Genomic DNA, 24099 nt, shown 5'->3' with positions numbered 1-24099 from the left:
CCCAACTGAGGTCCTGACCGTCGGCCCACCGCCCGGCTTCCGGGGCGTCATCGGCGACGGACGTTCACCTATACAGACTTTGTTCTCCTACATGACCAACCGGTGTGCCGGGTCGGCGCCCACACCGTCGCCGGAGTCCCCGCCCGCCCGTCCGCGGCGCACACCTTCACCCCGACAGCGCCGGCGCCTTCCTCGCCGCGCCGCGGGAGGGCGGCCGCGCAGCGATCCCGGAGCCGCCGGGGCTTCCAACTCGCCTCGCTGGCCTGTCCTCCTGGCCGAACGGTGCGACCGCGCCCCCGGGCGCGCGATACCCCGGTGAAGGCGGCGGCCCGGTCGCCCGGGGAGCGCGCCGACCCGGTCCGCGCCCGCTCACCGGCCCCGCACCCGCCGCCCTCGCCGCCCGCCCCGGCCGGGTGGCTCGCCGAGCGCTCGGTCACGGACGTGAACGTCCGCTTCGCCCTCGACCGCGCCGTGGACCACAGCCGGGTCCGGGACGGCGTGGACGCCGGCGGACCGCGACGACGCGGCTCGCCGACCCCGGGTGGCAGGCGCCGGCCGCACTCCGCCGGTGACGCCCCGACGCCCCCGCGCGAGCGGCCGTGCCCCCGGGGTGAAGTGGTGCACACTGGCCAGATCCGCACCAGCTCAGGGAGCACCCGTGACCCCGTCCCGCACGATCGCCGGAGAGGAACCCGAGCACCTCACACAGGCAGCGCGCCGCCAGGCCCAGGTCGACCCGCTCGCCGCCCTCCGCGCGCCCGGCGACCCACCCTGGGACGTGTACCTCACGGGCACCGTCTTCCTCGACATCGTCTTCACCGGCCTGGACTCGGCACCCGTGCGCGGCACCGAGTCCTGGGCCCGGGGGATGGGCTCCAGCCCCGGCGGGGTCGCCAACATGGCCACCGCGCTCGCCCGGCTCGGTCTGCGGACCTCCCTCGCGGCGGCCTTCGGCGACGACCACTACGGCGAGTACTGCTGGGACGCCCTCGCCCAGGGGGAGGGCATCGACCTCGCGCTCTCCCGGACCGTGCCCGGCTGGCACTCGCCGGTCACCGTCTCCATGGCGTACGAGGGGGAGCGGACGATGGTCTCCCACGGCCACGAGCCGCCCCCGGAGGAACCGGCGCCCGACCTCCCGCCCCGCGCGCGGGCCGCCGTCGCCTCGCTGGTCCCCGGCGAGCGCGCCCCCTGGATCGCGGCGGCCGCACGCGCCGGCACCCGGATCTTCGCCGACGTCGGCTGGGACGAGACCGGAGCCTGGGACCTGGCCCAGCTCCCCGACCTCGGGCACTGCGAGGCGTTCCTGCCCAACGCGGCGGAGGCGATGCGGTACACCGGGGCCGACTGCCCGCGCGCCGCCGCGCACGCGCTGACCGAGCTGGTCCCGGTCGCGGTCGTCACCCTCGGCGCGGAGGGGGCGTACGCCGTGGACCGGCGCACCCGGGAGACCGCGGAGGTCCCGGCGATCGCGGTGGAGGCACTGGACCCCACCGGGGCCGGGGACGTCTTCGTCGCCGGGTTCGTCACGGGGACCCTGGCGGGCCGGCCGCTCGCCGACCGGCTCGCCCTCGCCGGGCTCACCGCGGCCCTGTCCGTGCAGGAGTTCGGAGGCTCGCTGTCGGCGCCCGGGTGGTCCGAGATCGGGGCGTGGTGGCGCCGCGTCCAGTCGGTACCGGGCCAGAACCCCGAGGCGCTGCGCCGGTACGGCTTCCTCGACGGGCTCGTGCCCGAGGAACTGGACCGGCCGTGGCCGCTGCGCCGGGCGGTGCCGACGATCGGGTTCGGGCGTTCGGCCTGACGGCGCGGGCAGGTCCCGGCCGGGAGGCGCGCGGTGCGCCCCCTCGCGGAAAAGCCCTACAGCGTTGTCGGTGGCCCGTCGTACTCTGGACAGTGCGAGGCCGCCCTCAGCTACGCGGCCGTGACGAGGAGGAACCGCAGGCCTTGAGCGCCGGCCCATGACTCAGACACCCCAAGCTCACATCCCCGCGCGGGAGCAGGCGCGAGCACAGCTCACCGTCCCCGCCCAGCACCCCATGGTGACCGTGCTGGGTTCCGGCGACTCCCTCCTGCGCGTGATCGAGAAGGCCTTCCCGGCAGCCGACATACACGTCCGGGGCAATGAGATCAGCGCGGTCGGCGACCCCGCGGACGTCGCCCTGATCTCGCGCGTGTTCGACGAGATGATGCTGGTGCTCCGCACCGGGCAGCCGATGACGGAGGACGCAGTGGAACGCTCGATCGCCATGCTCAAGGCGAGCGAGAACGGGACGAGCGACGGCCCGGAGACCCCGGCCGAGGTGCTGACGCAGAACATCCTGTCCTCGCGCGGCCGGACGATCCGGCCCAAGACGCTCAACCAGAAGCGCTACGTCGACGCGATCGACAAGCACACGATCGTCTTCGGCATCGGCCCCGCCGGTACCGGCAAGACCTACCTGGCCATGGCCAAGGCGGTCCAGGCCCTGCAGTCCAAGCAGGTCAACCGCATCATCCTCACCCGCCCGGCGGTGGAGGCGGGCGAGCGCCTCGGGTTCCTGCCCGGCACGCTCTACGAGAAGATCGACCCCTACCTGCGCCCGCTGTACGACGCGCTGCACGACATGCTCGACCCGGACTCCATCCCGCGCCTGATGGCCGCCGGGACCATCGAGGTCGCGCCGCTGGCGTACATGCGCGGACGCACGCTCAACGACGCCTTCATCATCCTGGACGAGGCCCAGAACACCTCGCCCGAGCAGATGAAGATGTTCCTCACCCGGCTCGGCTTCGACTCGAAGATCGTCATCACCGGTGACGTCACCCAGGTCGACCTGCCGAACGGGACCAGGAGCGGTCTGCGCCAGGTGCAGGAGATCCTGGAGGGCGTCGAGGACGTCCACTTCTCCCGGCTGTCGTCGCAGGATGTCGTACGGCACAAGCTGGTGGGCCGTATCGTCGACGCGTACGAGATGTACGACAGCAAGCACGGCACCGAGAACGGCTCCCACCCGGGCGGCCGCGGCAGGACCGGCGCCAAGGGTTCCAAGGGGAAGTAGACCAGCACGCCCATGTCGATCGACGTCAACAACGAGTCCGGCACCGAGGTCGACGAGCAGGCGATCCTCGACATCGCCCGCTACGCGCTCGCTCGGATGCGCATCCACCCGCTCTCCGAGCTCTCGGTGATCGTCGTGGACGCCGACGCCATGGAGCAGTTGCACATCCAGTGGATGGACCTGCCCGGGCCCACCGATGTCATGTCGTTCCCGATGGACGAACTGCGGCCGCCCTCGAAGGACGACGACGAGCCGCCGCAGGGGCTGCTCGGCGACATCGTGCTGTGCCCGGAGGTCGCCGAGAAGCAGGGTGAAGAGGCGCCGACGCAGCACTCCATGGACGAGGAACTCCAGCTCCTCACCGTCCACGGAGTGCTGCACCTGCTCGGGTACGACCACGAGGAACCCGACGAGAAGGCCGAGATGTTCGGGCTCCAGGCCGCCATCGTCGACGGATGGCGGTCCGAGCGGGGACTGACCGGGCCGTCCCCGGCGCCCACCGTCTCGTAGGCGGGTCGGTCCACGCATGAATCCGCAGATCGTGATCGGCGCGATCGCGCTGGTCGTCGTCGCCTGGCTGGCCGCCTGCGCCGAGGCGGGCATCGCACGCGTCTCCAGCTTCCGGGCCGAGGAGGCCGTGAAGTCCGGCCGGCGCGGCAGCGCCCGGCTGGCCCAGGTCGCCGCCGACCCCACCCGCTACCTGAACGTGGCCCTGCTGGTCCGCGTCGCCTGCGAGATGGCCGCCGCGGCCCTGGTGACGTACGCGTGCCTGCAGGAGTTCGCCGTCACCTGGCAGGCCCTGCTGGCCGCCATCGGCGTCATGGTGCTGGTGTCGTACGTCGCCGTCGGCGTCTCGCCGCGCACCATCGGCCGCCAGCACCCGCTCAACACGGCGACGGCCGCCGCGTACGTGCTGCTGCCGCTGGCCCGGATCATGGGCCCCGTCCCCTCGCTGCTGATCCTCATCGGCAACGCGCTCACCCCCGGCAAGGGCTTCCGCCGAGGCCCCTTCGCCTCCGAGGCGGAGCTGCGCGCGATGGTGGACCTCGCCGAGCAGGAGTCGCTGATCGAGGACGAGGAGCGCCGCATGGTGCACTCGGTCTTCGAGCTCGGCGACACCCTGGTGCGCGAGGTGATGGTGCCGCGCACCGACCTGGTGGTCATCGAGCGCTACAAGACCATCCGGCAGGCGCTCACCCTCGCCCTGCGCTCAGGCTTCTCCCGCATCCCGGTCACCGGCGAGAGCGAGGACGACATCGTCGGCATCGTGTATCTGAAGGACCTGGTCCGCAAGACGCACATCAGCCGTGACGCCGAGAACGACCTGGTGTCCACGGCCATGCGCCCGGCCGTGTTCGTCCCCGACACCAAGAACGCCGGCGACCTGCTGCGCGAGATGCAGAAGGAGCGCAACCACGTCGCCGTCGTCATCGACGAGTACGGCGGCACCGCCGGGATCGTCACCATCGAGGACATCCTCGAGGAGATCGTCGGCGAGATCACCGACGAGTACGACCGGGAACTCCCGCCCGTGGAGGACCTCGGTGGCGACCGGCACCGGGTCACCGCGCGCCTGGACATCACCGATCTCGGCGAGCTGTACGGCCTGGAGGAGTACGACGACGAGGACGTGGAGACCGTCGGCGGGCTGCTCGCCAAGGCGCTCGGCCGCGTCCCCATCGCGGGCGCGTCCGCCGAGGTCGAACTCCCCGACGAGCGCAGGCTGCGGCTGACCGCGGAGGCGGCGGCCGGACGCCGGAACAAGATCGTGACGGTGCTGGTGGAGCCGGCCGGCAAGTCCGCGCAGGAGGAGGCACCCGAGTGAGCCCCGAGGAGCTGCGCGCCTTCTGCCTGTCCTTCGACGCGGTGGTGGAGGACTTCCCGTTCAACCCGGAGACCTCCGTCTTCAAGGTCCTCGGCAAGATGTTCGCCCTGACGAACCTGGGCGCGCGGCCCCTGACGGTGAATCTCAAGTGCGACCCGGAGGACGCGGTCCGGCTGCGCGGGGAGCACGCGGGGCTGATCGTCCCCGGCTGGCACATGAACAAGCGCCACTGGAACACCGTGACCGCGGACGGCGGTCTGCCCGACCGCCAGGTCCGGGAACTGGTCGAGGACTCCTACGACCTGGTCGTCGCGGGGCTGCCGAGGGCGGAGCGGCTGCGGCTGGACCGGCCGTAAACGCCTTGCGGCGACCCGCTGACGCCATGTCAGAATCGCGCATGACTGTTCGATATCCGCGCCCCCTGCGCCCCGGTGACCGTGTCGGCGTGACCTCTCCGTCCAGCGGAGTGGCCAAGGAGCACCGGGGGCGGCTCGACGTGGCGATCCGGGACCTCGAAGCGCGCGGCCTCGAGGTCGTCGTCGGCCGGTGCATGGACGGCTCGAGCCACGTCAGCGCCCCGGCCGCCGAACGCGCCGCCGAACTGACCGGGATGCTCACCGATCCCACCATCCGGGCCGTGGTGCCGCCGTGGGGCGGGGAGACCGCCGTCGACCTGCTGCCGCTGCTCGACTTCGCGGCGATCGGCCGGGCCGAACCGACCTGGGTCGTCGGCTGGTCCGACATCTCGACGATCATCACCCCGCTGACCCTCCTCACCGGTGTCGCCACCGTGCACGGCAACAACCTGATGGACACGCCGTACCGGACGCCCGACGGCCTGCTGTCCTGGCTGGACGTCGTGACCGCCCCGCAGGGGCGGCCGCTCGCCCAGACCCCGCCCGGCCGCCACCGAGCCACCGGCTGGGACGACTACGCCCTCCACCCGGAGATCCGCGACCTCACCCTGGACACGGCCGGCACCTGGACCCGGCTCGACGGCACCGGTGACGTGGACGTCGAGGGCCGGCTGATCGGCGGCTGCATCGAGACCCTGGTCAACGTCGCGGGCACGCGCCTGCTGGACACCCGGTCCTTCGCGGGCGGCGACGACCTGCTCGTCTACGTCGAGGCGTGCGAGGACAACGCCTACAGCATCTGCCGCAATCTGCACGGCATGCGGCTCGCCGGCTTCTTCGACCGCGCCGCCGCCGTCCTCGTGGGACGCACCAAGGCCCCCGACGGCCGCACCCTCACCCAGACCGAGGCCGTCCTCGACGCCCTCGGCCCGCTCGGGGTGCCGATCGTCGCCGACGTCGAGTGCGGGCACGTGCCGCCCTACCTGGCGCTGGTGAACGGCGCGCGCGGCCGTGTGGTGCACACGGCCACGCGGAGCGAGATCGTGCAGACCCTGGACTGATCCCGGCCCGGGACCGGGCCGGCGGCCGTGGCGGACACGCGGCGAATGCCGGGCCGGGGGACGCCGGGCACCCCGTGGCGGGATGAGCCCACGGTGGCTTCGTATGCTCAGGGCATGACCGACAGCAACGCGCTTGACCCCGAGGACCGCAAGATCGTCACGCTGGCCCGCTCCGTGCGCGCCCGCAACGGTGTGCCCGAGGGGGCGGCCGTACGGGACGAGACCGGGCGCACCTACGCCGCCGGGTCGGTGGGGCTGCCCTCGCTGCGGCTGAGCGCCCTGCGGACCGCCGTCGCCATGGCCGTGGCCTCGGGCGCGCGGTCGCTGGAGGCGGCGGCCGTGGTGAGCGAGGCCGCCGAGGTCGCCCCGGAGGACCGGGCCGCCGTGGCCGACCTCGGCGGGGCCGGGACGCCGGTGCTGCTCGCCGGCCCCGACGGGGAGGTGCGGCGGACGGTCCCGGCGGGCACCGCCGGGTAGCGGGCGGCGCTGCCCGTCAGAGGGCGTCCGGGCCGCGCTCGCCGGTGCGTACCCGCACGACGGTCTCCACGGGCAGCGCCCAGACCTTGCCGTCCCCGATCTTCCCCGTCTGCGCGGCCCTGACGATCGCGTCGATCGCGTCGTCCGCCGCCGCGTCCTCCACCACGACCTCGATGCGCACCTTCGGCACCAGGTCGACCCGGTACTCGGCGCCCCGGTAGACCTCGGTGTGGCCGCGCTGCCGGCCGTACCCGCTCGCCTCGGTGACGGTCAGGCCGTGCACGCCCAACTCCTGCAGGGCGGTCTTGACCTCGTCCAGACGGTACGGCTTGACGATCGCGGTGATGAGCTTCATGCCTGGCTCTCGACCTTCCGGGTGGGGGCCTGCCGGCCGGGGACGAGGGAATGGGTGACCGGGGCGCCATGACCCAGGACCCCGTGATCGTAAGCCGTCTCGGCGTGCACCGTAAGATCCAGGCCGGTGTGCTCCTGCTCCTCGCTCGCCCGGAAGCCCAGCGCCCGGTCGATCAGCTTGCCGAGGCCGTAGGTCACCCCGAAGGCGTAGGCCCCGACGGCCGCCACGGCCAGCAGTTGCCGGCCCAGCGGGAGCAGCCCGCCGCCGTGGAACAGGCCCTCGGCGCCGCCCGTCATCGCCTTCTCGGCGAACAGGCCGATCAGCAGGGTGCCGATGACGCCGCCGACCAGGTGGACGCCGACCACGTCCAGCGAGTCGTCGTAGTTCAGCCGGAACTTCCAGCTCACCGCGTAGGAGCAGACGACACCGGCCGCGAGCCCCACCACCAGCGAGCCCAGCAGGGAGACCGTGCCGCAGGACGGGGTGATCGCGACCAGGCCGGCCACCGCGCCGGAGGCCGCGCCCAGGGTGGTCGGGTGGCCGTCGCGCCGCTGCTCGACGAAGAGCCAGCCCAGCAGTCCGGTGCAGCCCGCCGCGAGCGTGTTGAGGAAGGCCGCCGCGGCGAGGCCGTTCGCGCCGAGTGCGGAGCCCGCGTTGAAGCCGAACCAGCCGAACCAGAGCAGACCGGCGCCGAGCAGCACCATGGGCAGGTTGTGCGGGCGCATGGAGTCCTTCCTGAACCCCAGCCGCGGTCCGAGCACCAGGCACAGGGCGAGCCCGGAGGCGCCGGAGGTGATCTCCACGGGCAGGCCGCCGGCGAAGTCGAGCGCCCCGAGCCGGTCCACGATCCAGCCACCGGGACCCCACACCCAGTGGGTCACGGGAACGTATACGGCAAGCGTCCAGACCGGCACGAACACCAGCCAGGCGGAGAACCTCGTGCGGTCCGCCACCGCGCCGCTGACCAATGCCGCGGTGATGATCGCGAAGGTGAGCTGGAAGGTGGCGAAGAGCAGCGTGGGAACGGTGCCGTGCACGCTGCCCGGGCCGATCCCCGCCATGCCGGCGTGCCCCAGGCCGCCGATCAGCCCGCCGAAGACGTCGTCCCCGAAGGCGAGGGAGTAGCCGGCCGCCAGCCAGACCACCGTCACCAGGGCGATCGACACGAAGCTCATCATCAGCATGTTGAGGACGCTCTTCGTGCGCACCATGCCGCCGTAGAAGAGGGCCAGGCCCGGGGTCATCAGCAGGACGAGGGCGGTGGCGGCGAGGAGCCAGGCGGTGTCGCCGGTGTCGACGTGGGCTGCAGCGAGGGTCACGGGCGTCTCCAACGGTGTGGGGGCTCGTCAGAGGGTCACGGCTCGGCATTTCCGGTTGCGTACGGGTGTGTTTCCGTCACGTTTCGTTGCGTGGCGGTTTCGTCAAGCTCACATCAAGAGACGGTGGCGGCGGTTGGTACGGCGCGGCCTTGCGGATCAGGGACAATGAACGCCATGAGCGTTCGTACCCAGTCATCCGAGCCGTCGGGCGAGACCGTCCACCGCGCCGGCTTCGCCTGCTTCGTGGGCCGCCCCAACGCGGGCAAGTCCACCCTCACGAACGCTCTGGTCGGGCAGAAGGTGGCGATCACCGCCAACCAGCCGCAGACCACGCGGCACACGGTGCGCGGGATCGTGCACCGCCCCGACGCCCAGTTGATCCTGGTGGACACCCCGGGGCTGCACAAGCCGCGCACCCTGCTCGGCGAGCGGCTGAACGACGTCGTGCGGACGACGTGGGCCGAGGTCGACGTGATCGGCTTCTGCCTGCCGGCGAACGAGAAGATCGGTCCCGGCGACCGCTTCATCGCCAAGGAGCTGGCCGGGATCCGCAAGACCCCGAAGGTCGCCATCGTCACCAAGACCGACCTGGTGGACTCCAAGACACTGGCCGAGCAGCTCATCGCGATCGACCAGCTCGGCAAGGACCTGGGCATCGAGTGGGCGGAGATCGTCCCGGTGTCGGCCGTCGGCGCCAAGCAGGTGGACCTCCTGGCCGACCTGCTGATCCCGCTGCTTCCCGAGGGGCCGGCCCTCTATCCCGAGGGCGACCTCACCGACGAGCCCGAGCAGGTGATGATCGCGGAGCTCATCCGCGAGGCGGCCCTGGAGGGCGTCCGCGACGAGCTGCCGCACTCCATCGCGGTGGTCGTGGAGGAGATGCTCCCGCGCGAGGACCGCCCGGCGGACCGGCCGCTGCTGGACATCCACGCCAACCTCTTCATCGAGCGGCCGAGCCAGAAGGGCATCATCATCGGCCCCAAGGGCAAGCGGCTGAAGGACGTCGGCATCAAGTCCCGCAAGCAGATCGAGGCGCTGCTGGGCACGCCGGTCTTCCTGGACCTGCACGTCAAGGTGGCGAAGGACTGGCAGCGGGACCCCAAGCAGCTCCGCCGGCTGGGCTTCTGAACGACGCCCCCGGACGGGCTCACGGGCTCGACGGGGCCATGTCCTGCAGCCCCACCACCCTCAGCAGCCGCAGCCTCTCGTACGACTCCGAGCCCGGGCGTGCCGTGTGGATGATGAGCTGCTGATGGCGGTCGTGGCTCAGCATCACCTCGCAGTCCAGTTCCAGCAGGCCCACCACCGGATGCACGAAGCGCTTCGTGGACGGGCGGCGCAGGGACACCTCGTGGGCCTCCCACAGCCGGGCGAACTCCTCGCTGGCCGAACGCAGTTCGGCCGCCAGGGCGGCCGGTTCCGGGTCGTCGGGGCGGGCCGCGGCCACCGCGCGGAGGTTGGCCACGTGGTCGAAGGCGTGCCCTTGGCGGTCCTCGGGCGGGAAGAGGTCACGGGCCGAGGGGTCCAGGAAGAACCGCCGCGTCAGGTTCCGCTCGCGCGGCGGTCGGGCGAGCGCGTCCCCGACCAGCGCTCTGGCCAGGGCGTTCTGCGCCAGCACCGTGCCGCAGTCCGTCACCACCTGGGCCGGTGAGTCGTACAGCCGGTCCAGGACCAGCAGGAGCCCCCGACGCACGTGCGCAGAGCCCGGGCCCCGCCTCGGGGGCTCCTCGCCCACCAGGTGGTGGAGGTGGTCCCGTTCGTCGTCGGTCAGCCGCAGGGCGCGTGCCAGCGCCGTCAGGGTCTGGCGGGACGGACGGGGGCCGCGGCGCTGTTCCAGCCGGGTGTAGTAGTCGACGGACATCCCGGCCAGTTGGGCCACCTCCTCCCGGCGCAGTCCCGGGGTACGGCGGCGGGTGCCGGGGGCGAGGCCCACGTCGGACGGCTCCAGACGGGCCCGGCCGCGGCGCAGGAAGTCGGCGAGTTCGGCTCGGTTCACCCTCCCAGGCTGCGGCAGTCGGGCGGCGTTATCCAGGGACCGCCGATCCCCCGATCGGGAGGTCTCTCCCGGTATCGCCGGACGCGGCCGAGGCTGGTGGCACCGAACGAGAGGAACCCAGCCATGCTGACCTTGATCACCGGTGCGACCGGACAGGTGGGACGCGGATTCGTCCCCCGGCTGCTCGCCCAGTCCCGGCCGGACGAGCGGATCCGTGTGCTCGTGCGTGACGAGTCCCGTGCCGCCGATCTGGCCGACCGCGGCGCCGAGGTCGTCGTCGGCGACCTTCGCGACACCGACGTGCTCGGCAAGGCCCTCGCCGGGGCCGACGCCGTGGTCAACGTCGCCGCCTCGTTCCGCGGTGTGCCGGACGAGGAGGTGTGGGCGGTCAACCGGGACGCCGCGGTGGAACTCGGCCGGGCGGCGGTCGCGTCCGGGGTCCGGCGATTCGTGCAGACCGGCACGATCCTGTCGTACGGCACCGGGCGCGGCCGGCCGCACGTCGAGGACGACCCCACGGTGCCGGGCGGCCCGCTGTGGATGACGTACCCGGAGTCCAAGCTCGAGGCCGAGCGCGGGCTGCTGGCGCTGGACGGGCTGGACGTGCGGGTGGGCCGGCTCGCCTTCGTCTACGGCGAGGGCGACCCGCACCTGCCCGGCATCACCCGCTGGACCGCGAGCCAGCCGGCCACCAAACGGCACCACCTCGTGCACGTGGCCGACGTCGCGCAGGGCCTGACGCGGCTGCTCCACGCCCCCGGGGCGGGCGGCCGGACCTACAACATCGCCGACGACGCCCCGGTCACGGTCCTGGAGATCCACCAGCTCCTCGGCGTCCAGCCGCCCGCGGACGGCCCCGACCCCGATCCCTGGTACGGGCTCGCCTCCACCGACCGCATCCGCCGCGAGCTGGGCTACCGTCCCCGGTTCCCGACCCTGTGGAGCGCCCGGGACGCGGGCGCCCTGTGACACTCACCGCACGCCCCTGATCCGTCCCGCCGGCACCGCCCCCGCCCGACCGATCGCGGCCTACACCAGGTGCAGCACCCGGTGGCCGCCCAGGTACGTCACGATCGGCGCGGCGAGGGCGGGCGCCGCGACCCGCGGCAGCGCACTGGCCGCGTTGAGCACGCCGAGATCCAGCAGGATCTGCGGCGGGCCGAACCGGCCCACCCGGATCGCCCCGTCGGCCAGTGCGAGAGCCGCCGTCCAGCCCGGGCGGACCGGCTCGACGGGCTCGGCCCGGGCGGCCGGCGCGGCGGTCATCTCTGTGTCCGCAGCACCTCCCGGAACCAGTGGTAGGAGGCCTTGGGGGTGCGCTCCAGCGTCGCGTGGTCCACGTGCACCAGACCGAAGCGGCGCGCGTACCCCTCCGCCCACTCGAAGTTGTCCATCAGCGACCAGACGAAGTACCCGCGCACGTCGACGCCCGCCTCGAGCGCCGTGTGCAGGGCGCGGATGTGGGCGTCCAGGTAGGCGATCCGGTCCTGGTCGTCGACGCCCTCGTAGGAGCATCCGTTCTCGGTGATGACGATCGGCGGGAGCCGGTCGCCGTACCGGTCGCGGAAGCCGGTCAGCAGCTCCGTCAGCCCCTCGGGGACCACCGGCCAGCCGAAGTCCGTCGTCGCGCGGCCCTCGATCTCCCGCACCGAGAAGGGGAGTTCGGCGGGCATGTCGATACCGCCGAACCCGGTCGGGGTGCCCTGCGGGGCGCCCACCCTGGCCGGCGCGTAGTAGTTGACGCCGTACCAGTCGACCGGAGCGGAGATCACCGGCAGGTCGGACGCCACGTCCCCCGGCATCAGCTCGCCGATGCCCTCCGGGTACGTGCCCAGCAGGACCGGATCGGCGAACAGCCGGTTGAGCAGCAGGTCGTAGAAGCCCGCCGCCTCCCGGTCGGCCGGGTCCCCGGAGGCCGGCCAGGTCGGGCCGTGGGAGTTGGCGATGCCGATGTCCGTCGCCCCGGCCGCGCGCAGGGCCCCCACCGCGAGGCCGTGGGCGAGGAGCTGGTGGTGCGCGACGGGCAGCGCGTCGAACAGCAGTCTCCGGCCGGGGGCGTGCACGCCGAGGGCGTGGCCCAGCAGGGTGTGCTCGGCCGGCTCGTTGAGCGTGATCCACTTGGTGACCCGGTCGCCCAGCCGCCCGGCGACGACGGACACGTAGTCGGCGAACCGGGCGGCCGTGTCCCGCTCCAGCCAGTCCAGGCCCGCGGGCAGGTCCCAGTGGAAGAGGGTGGGCACCGGCCGCACGCCCGCCGCGCACAGTTCGTCCACCAGCCGGTCGTAGAAGCCGAGGCCGCCGGGCGAGTTCACCCGGGGCCACGACACGGAGAAGCGGTAGGCGTCCACGCCCAGACCGGCCAGCAGCGCCACGTCGTCCCGGTAGCGGTGGTAGTGGTCGCAGGCCACCGCCGCCGTCGAGCCGTCCTTCACCCGGCCGGGCCCGGCCGTGAACACGTCCCACACGGAGGGTTCCCGCTCGTCGGCCGCCCCCTCGATCTGGTGGGCCGAGGTCGACACCCCCCACAGGAAGCCGGCCGGGAAGCGGGGGATCGCCTTGCCTGTGTCAGTCGCCATGGCCCGGATCATCCGTACCGCCGGTAACGGAAGTCAACGCCCCGGCGCGAAGCTGCGCGCGGCGCCCTGGGCGCGCTGTCCCTAGGCCCCCTCCTTCAGCACCTTGGTGATCAACTCCCGCTGTTCCTCGGTCAGTCGGGGGTCGGCCGCGTAGACCGTGCGGCCGTCGACCGTGATCTCGTAGGCGAAGCCGTCCGGTACCCCGTCCGGTGGCGTGGGCCTGCCCGAGGCCAGGACCCGTTCGGCGAGGGACCGCCACTCCCGGTCGTCGGGCCGGGTCGAGGTGTCCACCTCGGCCCGGCGCTCGATGCCCGCGAAGCCGCCCGTGCGCCGTACCTGAATACGCATGGGTGCCTGTCTAGTACGGATCTACGGCGTCCGCACCCCCACCTGCTCCCAGGCCTTGCGCACGGCCTCGAGCTCGTCGCCGGCGCCGTACCGCTCGCGGGCCGCCTTGACGGTCAGCGTGGCGAAGTCCCCGAACGAAGCCTGCTGCTCCAGCTCGCCACCGGTCATCACGTCGTACCAGAGCTGACCCGCCTTCTCCCACGCGTGGCCGCCCATGGCGGTGGCGACCAGGTAGAACGCGTGGTTGGGGATGCCGGAGTTGATGTGCACACCGCCGTTGTCGCGGCCGGTGCGGACGTAGTGCTCCATGGTCGCCGGCTGCGGGTCCCGGCCCAGGTTCGGGTCGTCGTACGCCGTACCCGGAGCCTTCATCGAGCGCAGGGCGGTGCCCCGCACGCGCGGGGCCAGCAGGCCCGCGCCGATCAGCCAGTCGGCCTCGGCCGCGGTCTGGCCGAGGCTGTACTGCTTGATCAGTGAGCCGAAGACGTCGGACAGCGACTCGTTGAGCGCGCCGGGCTGACCGAAGTAGGTGAGGTTGGCGGTGTGCTGGGTGACGCCGTGGGTCAGCTCGTGGCCGATGACGTCGACCGGGATGGTGAAGTCCAGGAAGATCTCGTCGTCCCCGTCACCGAACACCATCTGCTCGCCGTTCCAGAAGGCGTTGTCGTAGTCGGTGCCGAAGTGCACGCTGGCGTCCAGCGGCAGACCCTCGCCGTCGATGGAGTCACGGCCGTATGCCTTCAGATACAGCTCGAAGGTGGCGCCGAGGCCCGCGTAGGCGCGGTTGACCGAGGCGTCCGCGCCGGGCTCGGCGCCCTCCTCGCGGACCCTGGCGCCGGGCAGGTCCTGCCGGTGCCGGGCGTCGTAGACCGTCCGGTGCGGCCGGCCGGCGGTGGCGCCGGCGGGCGGGGCGACCGCGGGCGCGCCGAGCACCGTGGTCAGGCGGCGCCTGGTGCGCTGGAGGGCGTCGTGCTCCAGGGACCTGCGGGCGGGACCGGAGACCGCGGAGTCCTCGGCCTGCGCGAGCCGGTCGAGGACGTGCGGCGGGACGATCGTGCAGAAGACGGGCTCGAAGCCCCCGTTGGTGGTCATACTCGGCACCATCGCACTGTGTGATGTGACTGTCACCAGTCGCAACCATGATTGGTGAAATACCCGGACATCCGTCGTCGCGCTACGTCACCGAGTGGTAGGAGACGGGTGTCGCCGAGTGGGGTTGCACACCTTATGTCCGAATAATTCGGGCGGTCCCGCATACTGGGACAGGCCCGCGCATCCGGTGCGGCCTCGGCTAGGCTGCGGAGCATCATGCGTTTCGGGCTGCTTCTCCTTAGCTGCCGCGGCGAGGGCCTGTAGACAAGGCCGACCCCCTCCCCGCGGTGCTCTGGCGTTGCGTCGTCGGCCGTCCACTCGGACATCCGGACACCCTGAGGAGCCCACGCATCATGGCCAACCGCCAGCAGCCCAGTTCCATGCCGATCCACAAGTACGGCCGCTACGAGCAGGTCGGCATTCCGGACCGCACCTGGCCGGAGAAGCGGATCACCGTCGCCCCCCGCTGGCTCTCCACCGACCTGCGCGACGGCAACCAGGCCCTGATCGACCCGATGTCGCCCGAGCGCAAGCGCCGGATGTTCGACCAGCTCGTGGCGATGGGCTACAAGGAGATCGAGGTCGGCTTCCCCGCCTCCGGCCAGACCGACTTCGACTTCGTGCGCTCGATCGTCGAGGAGGAGGGCGCGATCCCCGAGGACGTGACGATCTCCGTCCTGACCCAGGCCCGCGAGGACCTGATCGAGCGGACCGTGGAGTCCCTGAAGGGCGCCAGGCGGGCCACCGTCCACCTGTACAACGCGACCGCCCCGGTGTTCCGCCGGGTCGTCTTCCGCGGCTCCAAGGACGACATCAAGCAGATCGCCGTCGACGGCACCCGCCTGGTGGTCGAGTACGCCGAGAAACTGCTGGGCCCGGAGACGGAGTTCGGCTACCAGTACTCCCCGGAGATCTTCACCGACACCGAGCTGGACTTCGCGCTGGAGGTCTGCGAGGCGGTGATGGACGTCTACCAGCCGGGCCCGGGCCGCGAGATCATCCTCAACCTGCCCGCCACGGTGGAGCGCTCGACCCCGTCCACGCACGCCGACCGGTTCGAGTGGATGCACCGCAACCTGTCCCGGCGGGAGTACGTCTGCCTGTCCGTCCACCCGCACAACGACCGCGGCACGGCCGTCGCCGCCGCCGAGCTGGCGCTGATGGCCGGCGCCGACCGCGTCGAGGGCTGCCTGTTCGGCCAGGGCGAGCGCACCGGCAACGTCGACCTGGTCACCCTGGGCATGAACCTGTTCTCGCAGGGCGTCGACCCGCAGATCGACTTCTCCGACATCGACGAGATCCGTCGCACGTGGGAGTACTGCAACCAGATGGAGGTCCACCCGCGCCACCCGTACGTGGGCGACCTGGTCTACACGTCCTTCTCCGGCTCCCACCAGGACGCCATCAAGAAGGGCTTCGACGCCATGGAGGCCGACGCGAAGGCCAGGGGCGTCACCGTCGACGACATCGAGTGGGCGGTGCCGTACCTGCCCATCGACCCCAAGGACGTAGGCCGGTCCTACGAGGCGGTCATCCGCGTCAACTCGCAGTCCGGCAAGGGCGGTGTCTCCTACGTCCTGAAGAACGACCACAAGCTGGACCTGCCGCGCCGGATGCAGATCGAGTTCTCCAGGCTCATCCAGGCCAAGACGGACGCCGAGGGCGGCGAGATCACGCCGAAGGACATCTGGGCGGCCTTCCGGGACGAGTACCTGCCGAACCCGGAGAACCCGTGGGGCCGCATCCAGGTCCGCACGGGCCAGTCGACCACGGACACCGACGGCGTGGACACGCTGACCGTGGAGGCGACCGTCGACGGCCAGGACACCGTCCTGACCGGCTCCGGCAACGGCCCGATCTCCGCCTTCTTCGACGCCCTGCAGTCCATCGGCATCGACGTACGCCTGCTGGACTACCAGGAGCACACGATGAGCGAGGGCGCCTCCGCGCAGGCCGCCTCGTACATCGAGTGCGCGATCGACGACAAGGTCCTGTGGGGCATCGGCATCGACGCGAACACGACGCGTGCGTCGCTGAAGGCCGTCGTCTCCGCGGTGAACCGGGCGGCCCGCTGACCCCTCCGACCGGGCACTTCCGTTCCCCGGCCGCCGTACCCGGCGGCCGGGGAACGTCGTGTATCGGCCATCGCGCCGGGCAGGTCACGGAAAGGTCTCGTACGGGGTACTGACTCAGCCTCCGGGATGTGGCTAACATCACGCAAGCGCTGCGATGTTGCCGCGCGGTTACGGAGGTGCGACGTGCTGCCAGTACGGGGACGAGACGGCCGTGCCGCCAGGGCTGCGCGCATCCTGGGCACCCGCACCGCGTGGACCCCCGTCGGGGACGGCGAGTTCTACTGCCCGGGCTGCGGGGGCGACCGCAACTACCAGCGGCTCTCCGGCCGCCGCCGACTCACCCTCCTCGGGGTGCCCCTGCTGCCGCGCGGAGCCACCGGACCCGTCGTGGAGTGCGCCGCCTGCGGCCACCACTACGGCACCGAGGTCCTCGACCACCCCACCACCCGCCGCTTCTCCGCGATGCTCCGCGACGCGGTGCACACCGTCGCCCTCGCCGTCCTCGCCGCGGGCGGCACCGCCTCCCGCACGGCCCTGGAGACGGCCGCCTGCACCGTCCGCGCCGCCGGCGTCCAGGAGTGCACCGAGGACCGGCTGGCCGCCCTGGTCGAGGCACTCGCCGCCGACACCGGCCGGGTCCTCGGCGGCCCGTGCGGCGCGAGCCTCGCCATAGAGCTGCACGAGGCCCTGGACCCGCTCGCCCCGCACCTCGCCCCGGCCGGCCGCGAGTCCCTGTTCCTCGGCGCCGCCCGCATCGCCCTGGCGGACGGCCCCTACACACCCGCCGAACGCGACGCCCTCACCACCGTCGGCACCGCCCTCACCATCTGCGCCGACGACGTCAACAGGCTGCTGGCGGCCGCGCGCACGCCGTCGTAGGGTCCAGGTCCGAGCGGGCCGGCCGGCGCACCGACCGCCTCGGCCACCGTTTCACGCACGATGGCGCCAGGGGGAGAGCTGGTGGGCAGCCGAGCGGTACTCGTCGCGGTCGAGAGGTACGAGGCCGGAAGCGCGTGGGAGCTGGACGGACCCGTGCGCGACGTTCTGGCCCACCGCGCCTGGCTCATGGAACAGGGGCTCGCCCCCGGAGCGATTACGGTGCTCGCGGCGCCCCTGCCGCACAGCCGTGACCTGCTGACGGACCACGGCGTCGACTGGCGCGCGGCCACCCGGGAGAACGTCCACCGGGTTCTGTTCCGCGAGGTGGCCGACGAGTCCGGGGACTGGCTCTTCGTGGCCTGGTCCGGGCACGGGCTCATCGACATGGACGGACACCGGCGCCTGCCGTACCTCGACGCCACTGTCGGGGACCTGCGCAGTCTGGATCTGGAGGCCGCGCTCGCCGCGTTCCGCTCGGACGTGGCACCCGGGTATCCGCGGCAGCTCTGGGTGATCGACACCTGCCAGACCTTCGTCGACGCCACCGCGTCGGCCTACGCCCTGCGCCCCGATCCGGTGCCCCGGGGCCGGCTGCGGCAGGTGTCCGGGCAGCGGGCGCTGTTCGCCTGCGGGCCCGGCGGAACCACCGCCAACCGCCCCGGCGAGGAACCCCGGGAACCGCGCGGCCCGGCGTATGGCGCGCGGCTCGCGCGTGCCGCGGGCCCCTTCAGCGCCGCCGTCCTCGATCTGCTGCGGGCCCACCCGGGATGGGCGACCGACACCGAACCTCTGGCCGCGGCGCTACGGCAGGAGTTCCGCGCCGGCGCGCACCGCAGGTCGGGGGCGCGGTCGCCCACCTCGCTCTGGTTCGACGACGCCGGCCGGTCGAGCCGTACCGAGGTCACCCGCGCCCGCGCGCGACGGCGTCTGACGATCGCGGAGCAGCGCAGGCTGTACGAGGCGCTGGCCGTCGTACCGGTGATGCGGGACCCGGGACTGAGGGCCGCCGTCATCACCCGCCTTCCTCCCGAGATCTGCTCGTCGGTGCCCCGTTCCCCGGTCATGCGGATCGAGATCCTGGAACTCCTCGGAACGTGCACGCTGTTCGAGAACGGTCTGGGCCATCTCTGGGGCGCCATTTCGCTGTTGGACGCCGGCACCGAAGCGCGCGACGACCTGGAGGCCGTACTGGGGGAGTTCCCGGAGTGGTACAGCGGCGCACCGGAGGACAGCGAACGATGGAGCTGAACCAGGCGCGCTCTCACAGGTACAGCGGGTCGAGATCAGCGTTGGCCCGCCCCCAGGCCTGAGCCCGCAGACACTGCGGATGCCCGGCTCCCAGCGACTCCTCGATCCGCTCGGCCGCCTGGCGGTGCAGCTCGGCCGCCTCGTCCGACAGACCCAGCGCACGCAGGCTCGTCGCGAGATTCGCCTGTGCGGTAAGAGTGAGCGGATGCGTCTCGCCGCGGTGCTCCCGCAGCCGAGCCAGGACCTGGGCGTCCAGGGAACGCGCGCGGTCCGGGTCGCCCAGCGCGAAGTGGACGCCGGCCAGGTTCATCTCGGTCAGCGTGGTGAAGGGATGGCCCGCGCCCAGCGTGTCGGCCAGTTGTGCCAGGGCCTGCTCGAGAAACGGCCCGGCCCGGTCCGGTTCGTACAGCCCCAGCAGTGTCACCGCGCGGTTGACCACGGCGCAGAGCGTGTGCGGATGCCGGGGGCCGAAGACGGCCTCAAGGACCCCGAGCGTGCGATCGCTGAGCAGGACCGAGTCCCGCGACCAGCCCGCGTGCCGCAGGTCGACGGCGTGGTTGACGGCGGCGCGCAGCGCGTCGGGGTGCTCCGCGCCGAAGCGGCGGGTGAGCGCATCGAGGGCGTCGTCCGAGTTTCGTTCCGCCTCGGCGACCCGCCCGGCCCTGCGCAGGACGACCGCCAGCCGCGTGACCGCGAGAGCCGTCTCCGGGTGGTCCTCGCCGAACACGGCGCGGACCCGCTCCACGTGCGTCTCGGACAAGGACAGCGCCTGTGCGTACTGGCCCAGTTCCAGGCGGTCGAGCGCCACCGAGGCCAGCGCGCTCAGCGTCAGGGGGTGATCGTCTCCGTACATCTCCGCCGCCCGCGACTGCGTTTCCTCGGACACCTCCAGGGCCCGTGCGAAGTCGCCGCCTGCCCGCAGACTCACCGCGAGAGCCGACGCGCACTCCAGGGTGAAGGGATCCGTGTCGCCGAATTCCCGCGCGGACCGTGCGTGGATGTCCGTGTCCAGCCGCAGCGCGCCGCCCAGGTCGCCACGTGCGCGCAGGTCACCGGCGGCCAGACGCTGAACGCGGAGATATCCCTCCTCGTCCGCTCCCGCCTCCTCCAGGACTGCGACCATACGGGCGGTGAGCCGTGCGGCATCCTCGTGGCGTCCCGCGCTCCGCAGCACCTGGTGCAGGTGCTGACCGAGGAACAGCACCTGGACCTCCGCCTCTCCGAACCGCTCCCGCCAGTGCGCGTACACCCTCTCGGTGAAGTCTAGAGAGGCATCGTGCGCGCCCCAGTGAAACAGGAACAAGGCCATCTCGTAGGCCAGTTGCCGCACGAAGCCGTCGGACGACTCCCAGGCCCGTGAGGCGAGCACGTGGGGGTACAGCGCCTGGAAGGACGGCCAGCGGCCCGGATCGGCCGGCCCTCCCGGCAGGTTGTCGGCGAGCAGCAGGTGGGCGGCGTGCCGGAAAAGCTCCTGCTCGGCCGGGGTCATGCGGTTGCGCAGCACAGTCTGGACGAGCCGGTGGAGCTGGACCGAGTCCGCGCGGTAGTCGATGCGGGCGAGCGAATAGCCATTGATCTCCCGAAGGGCCCTGCCGAGCCGGAGGGGGTCGCCCAGGACGGCGTCGAGCTCCGCCGTGACGTGCTGCCGGCCGCGCTGCTGGAGGAACGACCGGGGGATCGGATCCGCGGCCAGGAACGAGCACAGTCTCAGCAGGTGCAGGGCTTCGGGGCTGCTCGTCTCCAGGCGGTTGAGGGAGATGTCCCAAGCCCTGGCGACCGCCTCGGGGTACGAGGCCGAGGGGTCGGACATCTCCAGGATCTCGGCGCGCTGCTGCTCGAAGATCTCCACGTACTCGTCCACCGACATACCGGTCTCCGCGACCCAGGCCGATGCCTGCTCCACGGCCAGGGGCAGGTCCCCGAGGAGTTCCGCGATCCGGTCGGCCTCCTGCTCGGTGGTCCCGGGGCCGCTGTGCCGGAACAGCTGGACGCTCTCCTGGCGGGTGAATACGTCCACTTCCACCGAGTGGGCCAAGGCGCCCCAGCGCGGGTTGCGCGAGGTGACGATCACGGAGCCCGGGCCGTTCGGCAGATAGGGCCGGACGAGGGACGGGTCCTCCGCGTTGTCGAAGACCAGCAGCCACCGGCGGAACGGCTGGCCGGTACGGAGGGCCTCCAGCACGAGAGGCACGGCTCTCGTGGTATCCGCGTGCTCGGTCAGTCCCATTCTCTGGGCCAGGTCGGTGAACGCCGCTCTCATCCGGGTCTCGTCCTCGGCGGGCAGCCACCACACCAGGTCGTACTCGGAGGCGTGCCGGTACACGTACTCCAGGGCGAGCTGGGACTTGCCCACGCCGCCCATCCCGTGCAGCGCGTGCGGCAGTACCGCCGCCACCGGGTCCGAACCCAGCCCCGTCTCCAGTGCGTCGAGCAGTTCGCGACGGCCGGTGAACCGGGGGTTGCGCGGCGGCACATACCCCCAGACGGCAGGTCGGGGGACGTAGGGCTTCCCTCCGGGAACGAAGGGCTTCCGGACGGGCCGGCCGCCGTCGTTCTGACGGGTATCGGACGGGCCGGGTGCGGCGTTCCCTCGTGCGGTCTCCTCTTCCCCGTCGGCTTCCCCCTCGGCGTCCGAGGCATCGCCCGCCCCCTGCACGGCCATCGGAGCGGCGTCCACGGACGTCGCCGCCCCGGACGAGCGCTCATGCCTCACCGTGCCGTCCTCCACGGCGTCCAGTGCGCTCGCCCGACGCGCGTGCGGACCGCTCAGGGCGTGCAGCACCGAGCGTTCCACCGACCGGAAGTCCTGGTCGGCGTCATCGGCCTGGACGACGAAGGACCGCTCCCCCTTGAGATAGCGGAGCAGGTCCCGGGCCGCGGCACTGCGCGGCGCGAGTAGTTCGGCCGTCTGCTCGATCACCTGCTCGGTGGCGCTCCGCGTGCCGTGGGCAAGCAACTCCTCCCGTACGCCAGGCCCGAACCGGTACACACAACGGCCGTTGTCGTACCACAGCACCGGCGAGACGAGCCCGGCGAGCAGGAACTCGGCCATGTGCTCGGCGCGGGTGCCGGGAAGGGTGCGCCGCTGGACCTCGGTCATCGTCGACAGCTCGAGCCGCACGGCCGCCATGCGCGTGGCGAGCTGGAAGGCCTCCGGGGAGGCCCAGCCGCGGAAGGCGGCGACCTTCTCGAAGGCCGTCGCCGCCCGTGGTACGGACGCGGGCTCGGCCGGGGCGGAGCCCGTGAGGACGGCGCCGAGCACCAGCTCGCGCGGGCCGTCCCCGGCGACGAACCGGGACCAGGGCCCCAGCCAGGACGGGTGCGGCTCCAGCACCGGTACCGGCACGGTGTCCTCGGGGCGGGAACGCGACCACAGCAGGGCGGAGACCGCCTCGGCCGGTTCCCAGCCGGGCCGCCACTGTGCCGCCCGCCCGCCCGCGGCACGCAGCCTGACCAAGTAGGGGTGGAGTCCGGTGCGGTGCCACAGGCGCTGGGGCAGCATGTGCAGCGCCGCCACCGGCTGCCGCCGGCCCCACAGCGCGAGCAGCCGCTGGGCCGCTCCCGAACGCCAGGCGGGAGCAGTCCCGTCGGTGAGGACGAGTACAGCGGTCCGTCCGGCGGGATCGACGAGGCTGCGGGGCGAGACCCGCCGTGCGCCGAGGTAGGGACCGGGCAGGGACACCACGGCCTGGCGGGCGACGGAGGCGTCCAGGGCCAGCTCCGTGACGTCCCGGAAGCCTCCGAAGCGCCGGGTCGCCTCGGTCAGGCGCGCCACGGCCGGCCGCCACACGGCCATCTGCGGCGCGGTGTCCACCAGCAGGATCACCCGCCAGCGGCGCTCCGGCGAGGGGCGCAGCACGGGCGGCAGGAACGGCGCCAGCGCCAGCCGGTCGGCGGTGGCGTCCTCGTCCAGCTCGTTCGTGTGCGCGGAGGGCACCGCGGTGCGGAACGGACGCAGGGCTCTGCCGACGGCCCGGCCCTTCGGCCGTCGCTCACCGGACTGCGGAAGGAGCCACGACACCTTGCGCGCACCGGCACCCGGGGCAGGCCGGGAACCGTTCCCGCCGCCGGCACCGTCCGCGTCCGGCTCCTGCGCCCGCGGCTTCGCGTCCTGTGCGCCGGGCTCCGGCCCGGTCCCGTCGGCGCGGGGGTCCGCGGGCGCCCGGTGCGGCTCACCCGCCCCAGGACGGCCCCCCGCCCCGGGGCGGGCGTGCGGGTCCCGCTCGCCGCGATTCCCGCCGCCGGGCCGGCGGCGGGCGGACGGCACGGTGAGCCACGGGTGCTCGCTCGCCAGCCAGAGGGCATCGGCCAGCTCCCGGGGCTCCAGGCCGGACGGTGAGGGCAGCCCTGACGGGTTGTCCGCCACGCGTGGCCCGTCCCGGCCCCGCTCGTCGCGCTCCCCGGGCACGGCATCACCGCTCACTCCGGCGCCGCCTCCTCACCGCCGAGCGGGTGCCACACGGACTCCAGCAGGGCTGTCCACTCCTCCGCCGCGGCCGGGCTGTCGAGATTCTCGGGGAAGTGCCCCGCGGCGATCAGGTGCACCGCGTTGAGCAACTGGTCGGCCGCCAGACCGCCCACCCGGTCACTGCGTCTCATGAACTCCTCGATCAGCCGGTCCTGCCGCGCTCCCAGCCGGTCGCCGAAGTGCGCGGCGACCATCTCCCCGAGCGCCGCCGCGTCCGGCTCGGGGATGTCCAGGCGCAGGCACCGGCGCATGAACGCCTCGGGGAACTCCCGTTCGCCGTTGGAGGTCATCACGATGACCGGGAAGGCGTGGCAGCGCACCACCCCTGCGGTGACGGTCGCCGTCTGGCCCGGGTCCGCGGTATGGACGACGGCGGTCGGCTCCTGCGTCTTCACCCGGATCAGCGGGGGAATCTCGTAGTAGCCGTCCTCGAACAGGGTCAGCAGGTCGTTGGGCAGGTCGATGTCGCACTTGTCGATCTCGTCGATCAGCAGGACCCGCGGCAGCCGGTAGGGCAGCAATGCCGTTCCCAGCGGCCCCAGTTGGACGTAGTTCCCGGTACTGGGCGCCTCCGCGGGCCGCGACGCCGCGTGACCGGCCTGGGCGCGTCCGATCGCGTCGTACTCGTACAGGCCGGCGGCGAGGGTGGTCCGGCTGGTGACGGCCCACTGCAGCACGCGGCCCAGACGCAGCTCACTGGCGATGCGGTAGGCGAGGCCGGACTTGCCGACGCCCGGACGTCCGGTCACCAGCAGGGGCCGGCGCAGCAGCAGGGCGGCATTGACCAGACGGACCTCGTCATGGCGGGGGAGCCGATGGACCAAGGTCCGGCCGAGCCTGCGCCCCGCCTCCTCGTCGTCCGGTGGGGTGGGCATGGCCGGCGGGGTGCCGAAGGTGCGCCACGGCGGGCCGGCCGGCCATGTGCGCTGCTCGTAGGGCACCTCGGGCACGGGTACGCCCGTCCCTCGGTACAGAGGCCCCGGCGG

At 72.7% G+C, this 24099-nt stretch carries 21 protein-coding genes; 12 read left to right on the top strand and 9 right to left on the bottom strand.

Going from position 1 to position 24099, the window contains the following annotated elements:
- The first annotated feature begins 658 nt into the window (after positions 1 to 658).
- The 7 genes from MXD57_RS07435 (at position 659) to MXD57_RS07405 (ending at position 6757) form a co-directional block, all read left to right on the top strand.
- Positions 659 to 1801, top strand: a complete 1143-nt coding sequence (locus tag MXD57_RS07435; RefSeq protein ID WP_374114665.1) for a carbohydrate kinase family protein — start codon at positions 659 to 661, stop codon at positions 1799 to 1801.
- Positions 1802 to 1958: 157 nt separating this feature from the next.
- Positions 1959 to 3038 (top strand): PhoH family protein, encoded by a 1080-nt coding sequence (locus tag MXD57_RS07430; protein WP_250400512.1) that lies wholly within the window; start codon positions 1959 to 1961, stop codon positions 3036 to 3038.
- A gap of 12 nt (positions 3039 to 3050) precedes the next feature.
- A complete protein-coding gene (gene ybeY, locus MXD57_RS07425; RefSeq protein WP_250400511.1) occupies positions 3051 to 3548 on the top strand; it encodes an rRNA maturation RNase YbeY in 498 nt (165 codons plus the stop codon).
- A gap of 16 nt (positions 3549 to 3564) precedes the next feature.
- Positions 3565 to 4863, top strand: a complete 1299-nt coding sequence (locus MXD57_RS07420; protein WP_250400510.1) for a hemolysin family protein — start codon at positions 3565 to 3567, stop codon at positions 4861 to 4863.
- Positions 4860 to 5219, top strand: coding sequence for an MmcQ/YjbR family DNA-binding protein (locus MXD57_RS07415; protein WP_250400509.1), 360 nt, complete (start codon positions 4860 to 4862; stop codon positions 5217 to 5219). Before MXD57_RS07420 ends, MXD57_RS07415 begins: the two co-directional genes overlap by 4 nt.
- Positions 5220 to 5260: 41 nt before the next feature.
- Entirely contained in the window at positions 5261 to 6280 is a 1020-nt protein-coding gene (locus MXD57_RS07410) for a S66 family peptidase (protein WP_250400508.1), read from the top strand.
- 114 nt (positions 6281 to 6394) lie between these two features.
- Positions 6395 to 6757, top strand: a complete 363-nt coding sequence (locus MXD57_RS07405) for a cytidine deaminase (RefSeq protein ID WP_250400507.1) — start codon at positions 6395 to 6397, stop codon at positions 6755 to 6757.
- Positions 6758 to 6773: 16 nt separating this feature from the next.
- On the opposite strand, the gene MXD57_RS07400 is transcribed toward MXD57_RS07405, so the two are convergent.
- A complete protein-coding gene (locus tag MXD57_RS07400; protein ID WP_250400506.1) occupies positions 6774 to 7112 on the bottom strand; it encodes a P-II family nitrogen regulator in 339 nt (112 codons plus the stop codon).
- Positions 7109 to 8431 carry an ammonium transporter gene (locus tag MXD57_RS07395; protein ID WP_250400505.1) on the bottom strand — a complete coding sequence of 441 codons (1323 nt, stop codon included), beginning with the start codon at positions 8429 to 8431 and terminating at the stop codon, positions 7109 to 7111. Before MXD57_RS07395 ends, MXD57_RS07400 begins: the two co-directional genes overlap by 4 nt.
- Before the next feature lie 174 nt (positions 8432 to 8605).
- Here MXD57_RS07395 and era point away from each other — a divergent pair, with 174 nt between their 5' ends.
- Complete coding sequence (gene era / locus MXD57_RS07390) at positions 8606 to 9559, top strand: GTPase Era (protein WP_250400504.1); 954 nt, start codon at positions 8606 to 8608, stop codon at positions 9557 to 9559.
- Positions 9560 to 9578: 19 nt separating this feature from the next.
- Here era and MXD57_RS07385 read toward each other — a convergent pair whose 3' ends face one another.
- Positions 9579 to 10427, bottom strand: a complete 849-nt coding sequence (locus MXD57_RS07385) for a helix-turn-helix transcriptional regulator (RefSeq protein ID WP_250400503.1) — start codon at positions 10425 to 10427, stop codon at positions 9579 to 9581.
- A 123-nt stretch (positions 10428 to 10550) separates the two neighbouring features.
- Here MXD57_RS07385 and MXD57_RS07380 point away from each other — a divergent pair, with 123 nt between their 5' ends.
- The gene (locus MXD57_RS07380) at positions 10551 to 11396 is read left to right on the top strand and encodes an NAD-dependent epimerase/dehydratase family protein (protein ID WP_250400502.1); all 846 of its coding nucleotides are present in this window, start codon (positions 10551 to 10553) and stop codon (positions 11394 to 11396) included.
- Positions 11397 to 11456: 60 nt separating this feature from the next.
- Here MXD57_RS07380 and MXD57_RS07375 read toward each other — a convergent pair whose 3' ends face one another.
- The 4 genes from MXD57_RS07375 to MXD57_RS07360 all read right to left on the bottom strand — a co-directional run bounded on the left by MXD57_RS07375 (position 11457) and on the right by MXD57_RS07360 (position 14443).
- A complete protein-coding gene (locus tag MXD57_RS07375) occupies positions 11457 to 11693 on the bottom strand; it encodes a hypothetical protein (protein WP_250400501.1) in 237 nt (78 codons plus the stop codon).
- Positions 11690 to 13003, bottom strand: coding sequence for a GH1 family beta-glucosidase (locus MXD57_RS07370; RefSeq protein ID WP_250400500.1), 1314 nt, complete (start codon positions 13001 to 13003; stop codon positions 11690 to 11692). Before MXD57_RS07370 ends, MXD57_RS07375 begins: the two co-directional genes overlap by 4 nt.
- Positions 13004 to 13084: 81 nt before the next feature.
- Positions 13085 to 13351 carry a protealysin inhibitor emfourin gene (locus tag MXD57_RS07365; protein ID WP_250400499.1) on the bottom strand — a complete coding sequence of 89 codons (267 nt, stop codon included), beginning with the start codon at positions 13349 to 13351 and terminating at the stop codon, positions 13085 to 13087.
- A 21-nt stretch (positions 13352 to 13372) separates the two neighbouring features.
- A complete protein-coding gene (locus tag MXD57_RS07360; RefSeq protein ID WP_250400498.1) occupies positions 13373 to 14443 on the bottom strand; it encodes a M4 family metallopeptidase in 1071 nt (356 codons plus the stop codon).
- A 353-nt stretch (positions 14444 to 14796) separates the two neighbouring features.
- Here MXD57_RS07360 and leuA point away from each other — a divergent pair, with 353 nt between their 5' ends.
- The 3 genes from leuA (at position 14797) to MXD57_RS07345 (ending at position 18645) form a co-directional block, all read left to right on the top strand.
- A complete protein-coding gene (gene leuA / locus MXD57_RS07355; protein ID WP_250400497.1) occupies positions 14797 to 16518 on the top strand; it encodes a 2-isopropylmalate synthase in 1722 nt (573 codons plus the stop codon).
- 183 nt (positions 16519 to 16701) lie between these two features.
- On the top strand, positions 16702 to 17397 hold the full coding sequence (locus MXD57_RS07350; RefSeq protein ID WP_250400496.1) for a TerB family tellurite resistance protein: 696 nt from the start codon (positions 16702 to 16704) through the stop codon (positions 17395 to 17397).
- Between the two features lie 81 nt (positions 17398 to 17478).
- Complete coding sequence (locus MXD57_RS07345) at positions 17479 to 18645, top strand: effector-associated domain 2-containing protein (RefSeq protein ID WP_250400495.1); 1167 nt, start codon at positions 17479 to 17481, stop codon at positions 18643 to 18645.
- 13 nt (positions 18646 to 18658) lie between these two features.
- On the opposite strand, the gene fxsT is transcribed toward MXD57_RS07345, so the two are convergent.
- Both fxsT and MXD57_RS07335 read right to left on the bottom strand, forming a co-directional pair.
- Positions 18659 to 23068: an FxSxx-COOH system tetratricopeptide repeat protein gene (gene fxsT / locus MXD57_RS07340; RefSeq protein WP_250400494.1), complete on the bottom strand. Its 4410-nt coding sequence runs from the start codon at positions 23066 to 23068 to the stop codon at positions 18659 to 18661.
- Positions 23065 to 24063: an AAA family ATPase gene (locus MXD57_RS07335; RefSeq protein WP_250400493.1), complete on the bottom strand. Its 999-nt coding sequence runs from the start codon at positions 24061 to 24063 to the stop codon at positions 23065 to 23067. Before MXD57_RS07335 ends, fxsT begins: the two co-directional genes overlap by 4 nt.
- Between the last annotated feature and the right edge of the window lie 36 nt (positions 24064 to 24099).

Source organism: Streptomyces cellostaticus (assembly GCF_023630175.1).
In the GTDB taxonomy this organism is placed as follows: domain Bacteria; phylum Actinomycetota; class Actinomycetes; order Streptomycetales; family Streptomycetaceae; genus Streptomyces; species Streptomyces cellostaticus_A.
This window is presented reverse-complemented; position numbering and strand designations above follow the sequence as displayed.

What these genes read in the sequence shown, in the direction of transcription:
- MXD57_RS07430 (WP_250400512.1), top strand. Translation starts at nt 1,959, where the DNA reads ATGACTCAGACACCCCAAGCTCACATCCCCGCGCGGGAGCAGGCGCGA.
- ybeY (WP_250400511.1), top strand. Translation starts at nt 3,051, where the DNA reads ATGTCGATCGACGTCAACAACGAGTCCGGCACCGAGGTCGACGAGCAG.
- MXD57_RS07420 (WP_250400510.1), top strand. Translation starts at nt 3,565, where the DNA reads ATGAATCCGCAGATCGTGATCGGCGCGATCGCGCTGGTCGTCGTCGCC.
- MXD57_RS07410 (WP_250400508.1), top strand. Translation starts at nt 5,261, where the DNA reads ATGACTGTTCGATATCCGCGCCCCCTGCGCCCCGGTGACCGTGTCGGC.
- MXD57_RS07405 (WP_250400507.1), top strand. Translation starts at nt 6,395, where the DNA reads ATGACCGACAGCAACGCGCTTGACCCCGAGGACCGCAAGATCGTCACG.
- MXD57_RS07400 (WP_250400506.1), bottom strand. Translation starts at nt 7,112, where the DNA reads ATGAAGCTCATCACCGCGATCGTCAAGCCGTACCGTCTGGACGAGGTC.
- era (WP_250400504.1), top strand. Translation starts at nt 8,606, where the DNA reads ATGAGCGTTCGTACCCAGTCATCCGAGCCGTCGGGCGAGACCGTCCAC.
- MXD57_RS07380 (WP_250400502.1), top strand. Translation starts at nt 10,551, where the DNA reads ATGCTGACCTTGATCACCGGTGCGACCGGACAGGTGGGACGCGGATTC.
- MXD57_RS07375 (WP_250400501.1), bottom strand. Translation starts at nt 11,693, where the DNA reads ATGACCGCCGCGCCGGCCGCCCGGGCCGAGCCCGTCGAGCCGGTCCGC.
- MXD57_RS07370 (WP_250400500.1), bottom strand. Translation starts at nt 13,003, where the DNA reads ATGGCGACTGACACAGGCAAGGCGATCCCCCGCTTCCCGGCCGGCTTC.
- MXD57_RS07365 (WP_250400499.1), bottom strand. Translation starts at nt 13,351, where the DNA reads ATGCGTATTCAGGTACGGCGCACGGGCGGCTTCGCGGGCATCGAGCGC.
- MXD57_RS07360 (WP_250400498.1), bottom strand. Translation starts at nt 14,443, where the DNA reads ATGACCACCAACGGGGGCTTCGAGCCCGTCTTCTGCACGATCGTCCCG.
- leuA (WP_250400497.1), top strand. Translation starts at nt 14,797, where the DNA reads ATGGCCAACCGCCAGCAGCCCAGTTCCATGCCGATCCACAAGTACGGC.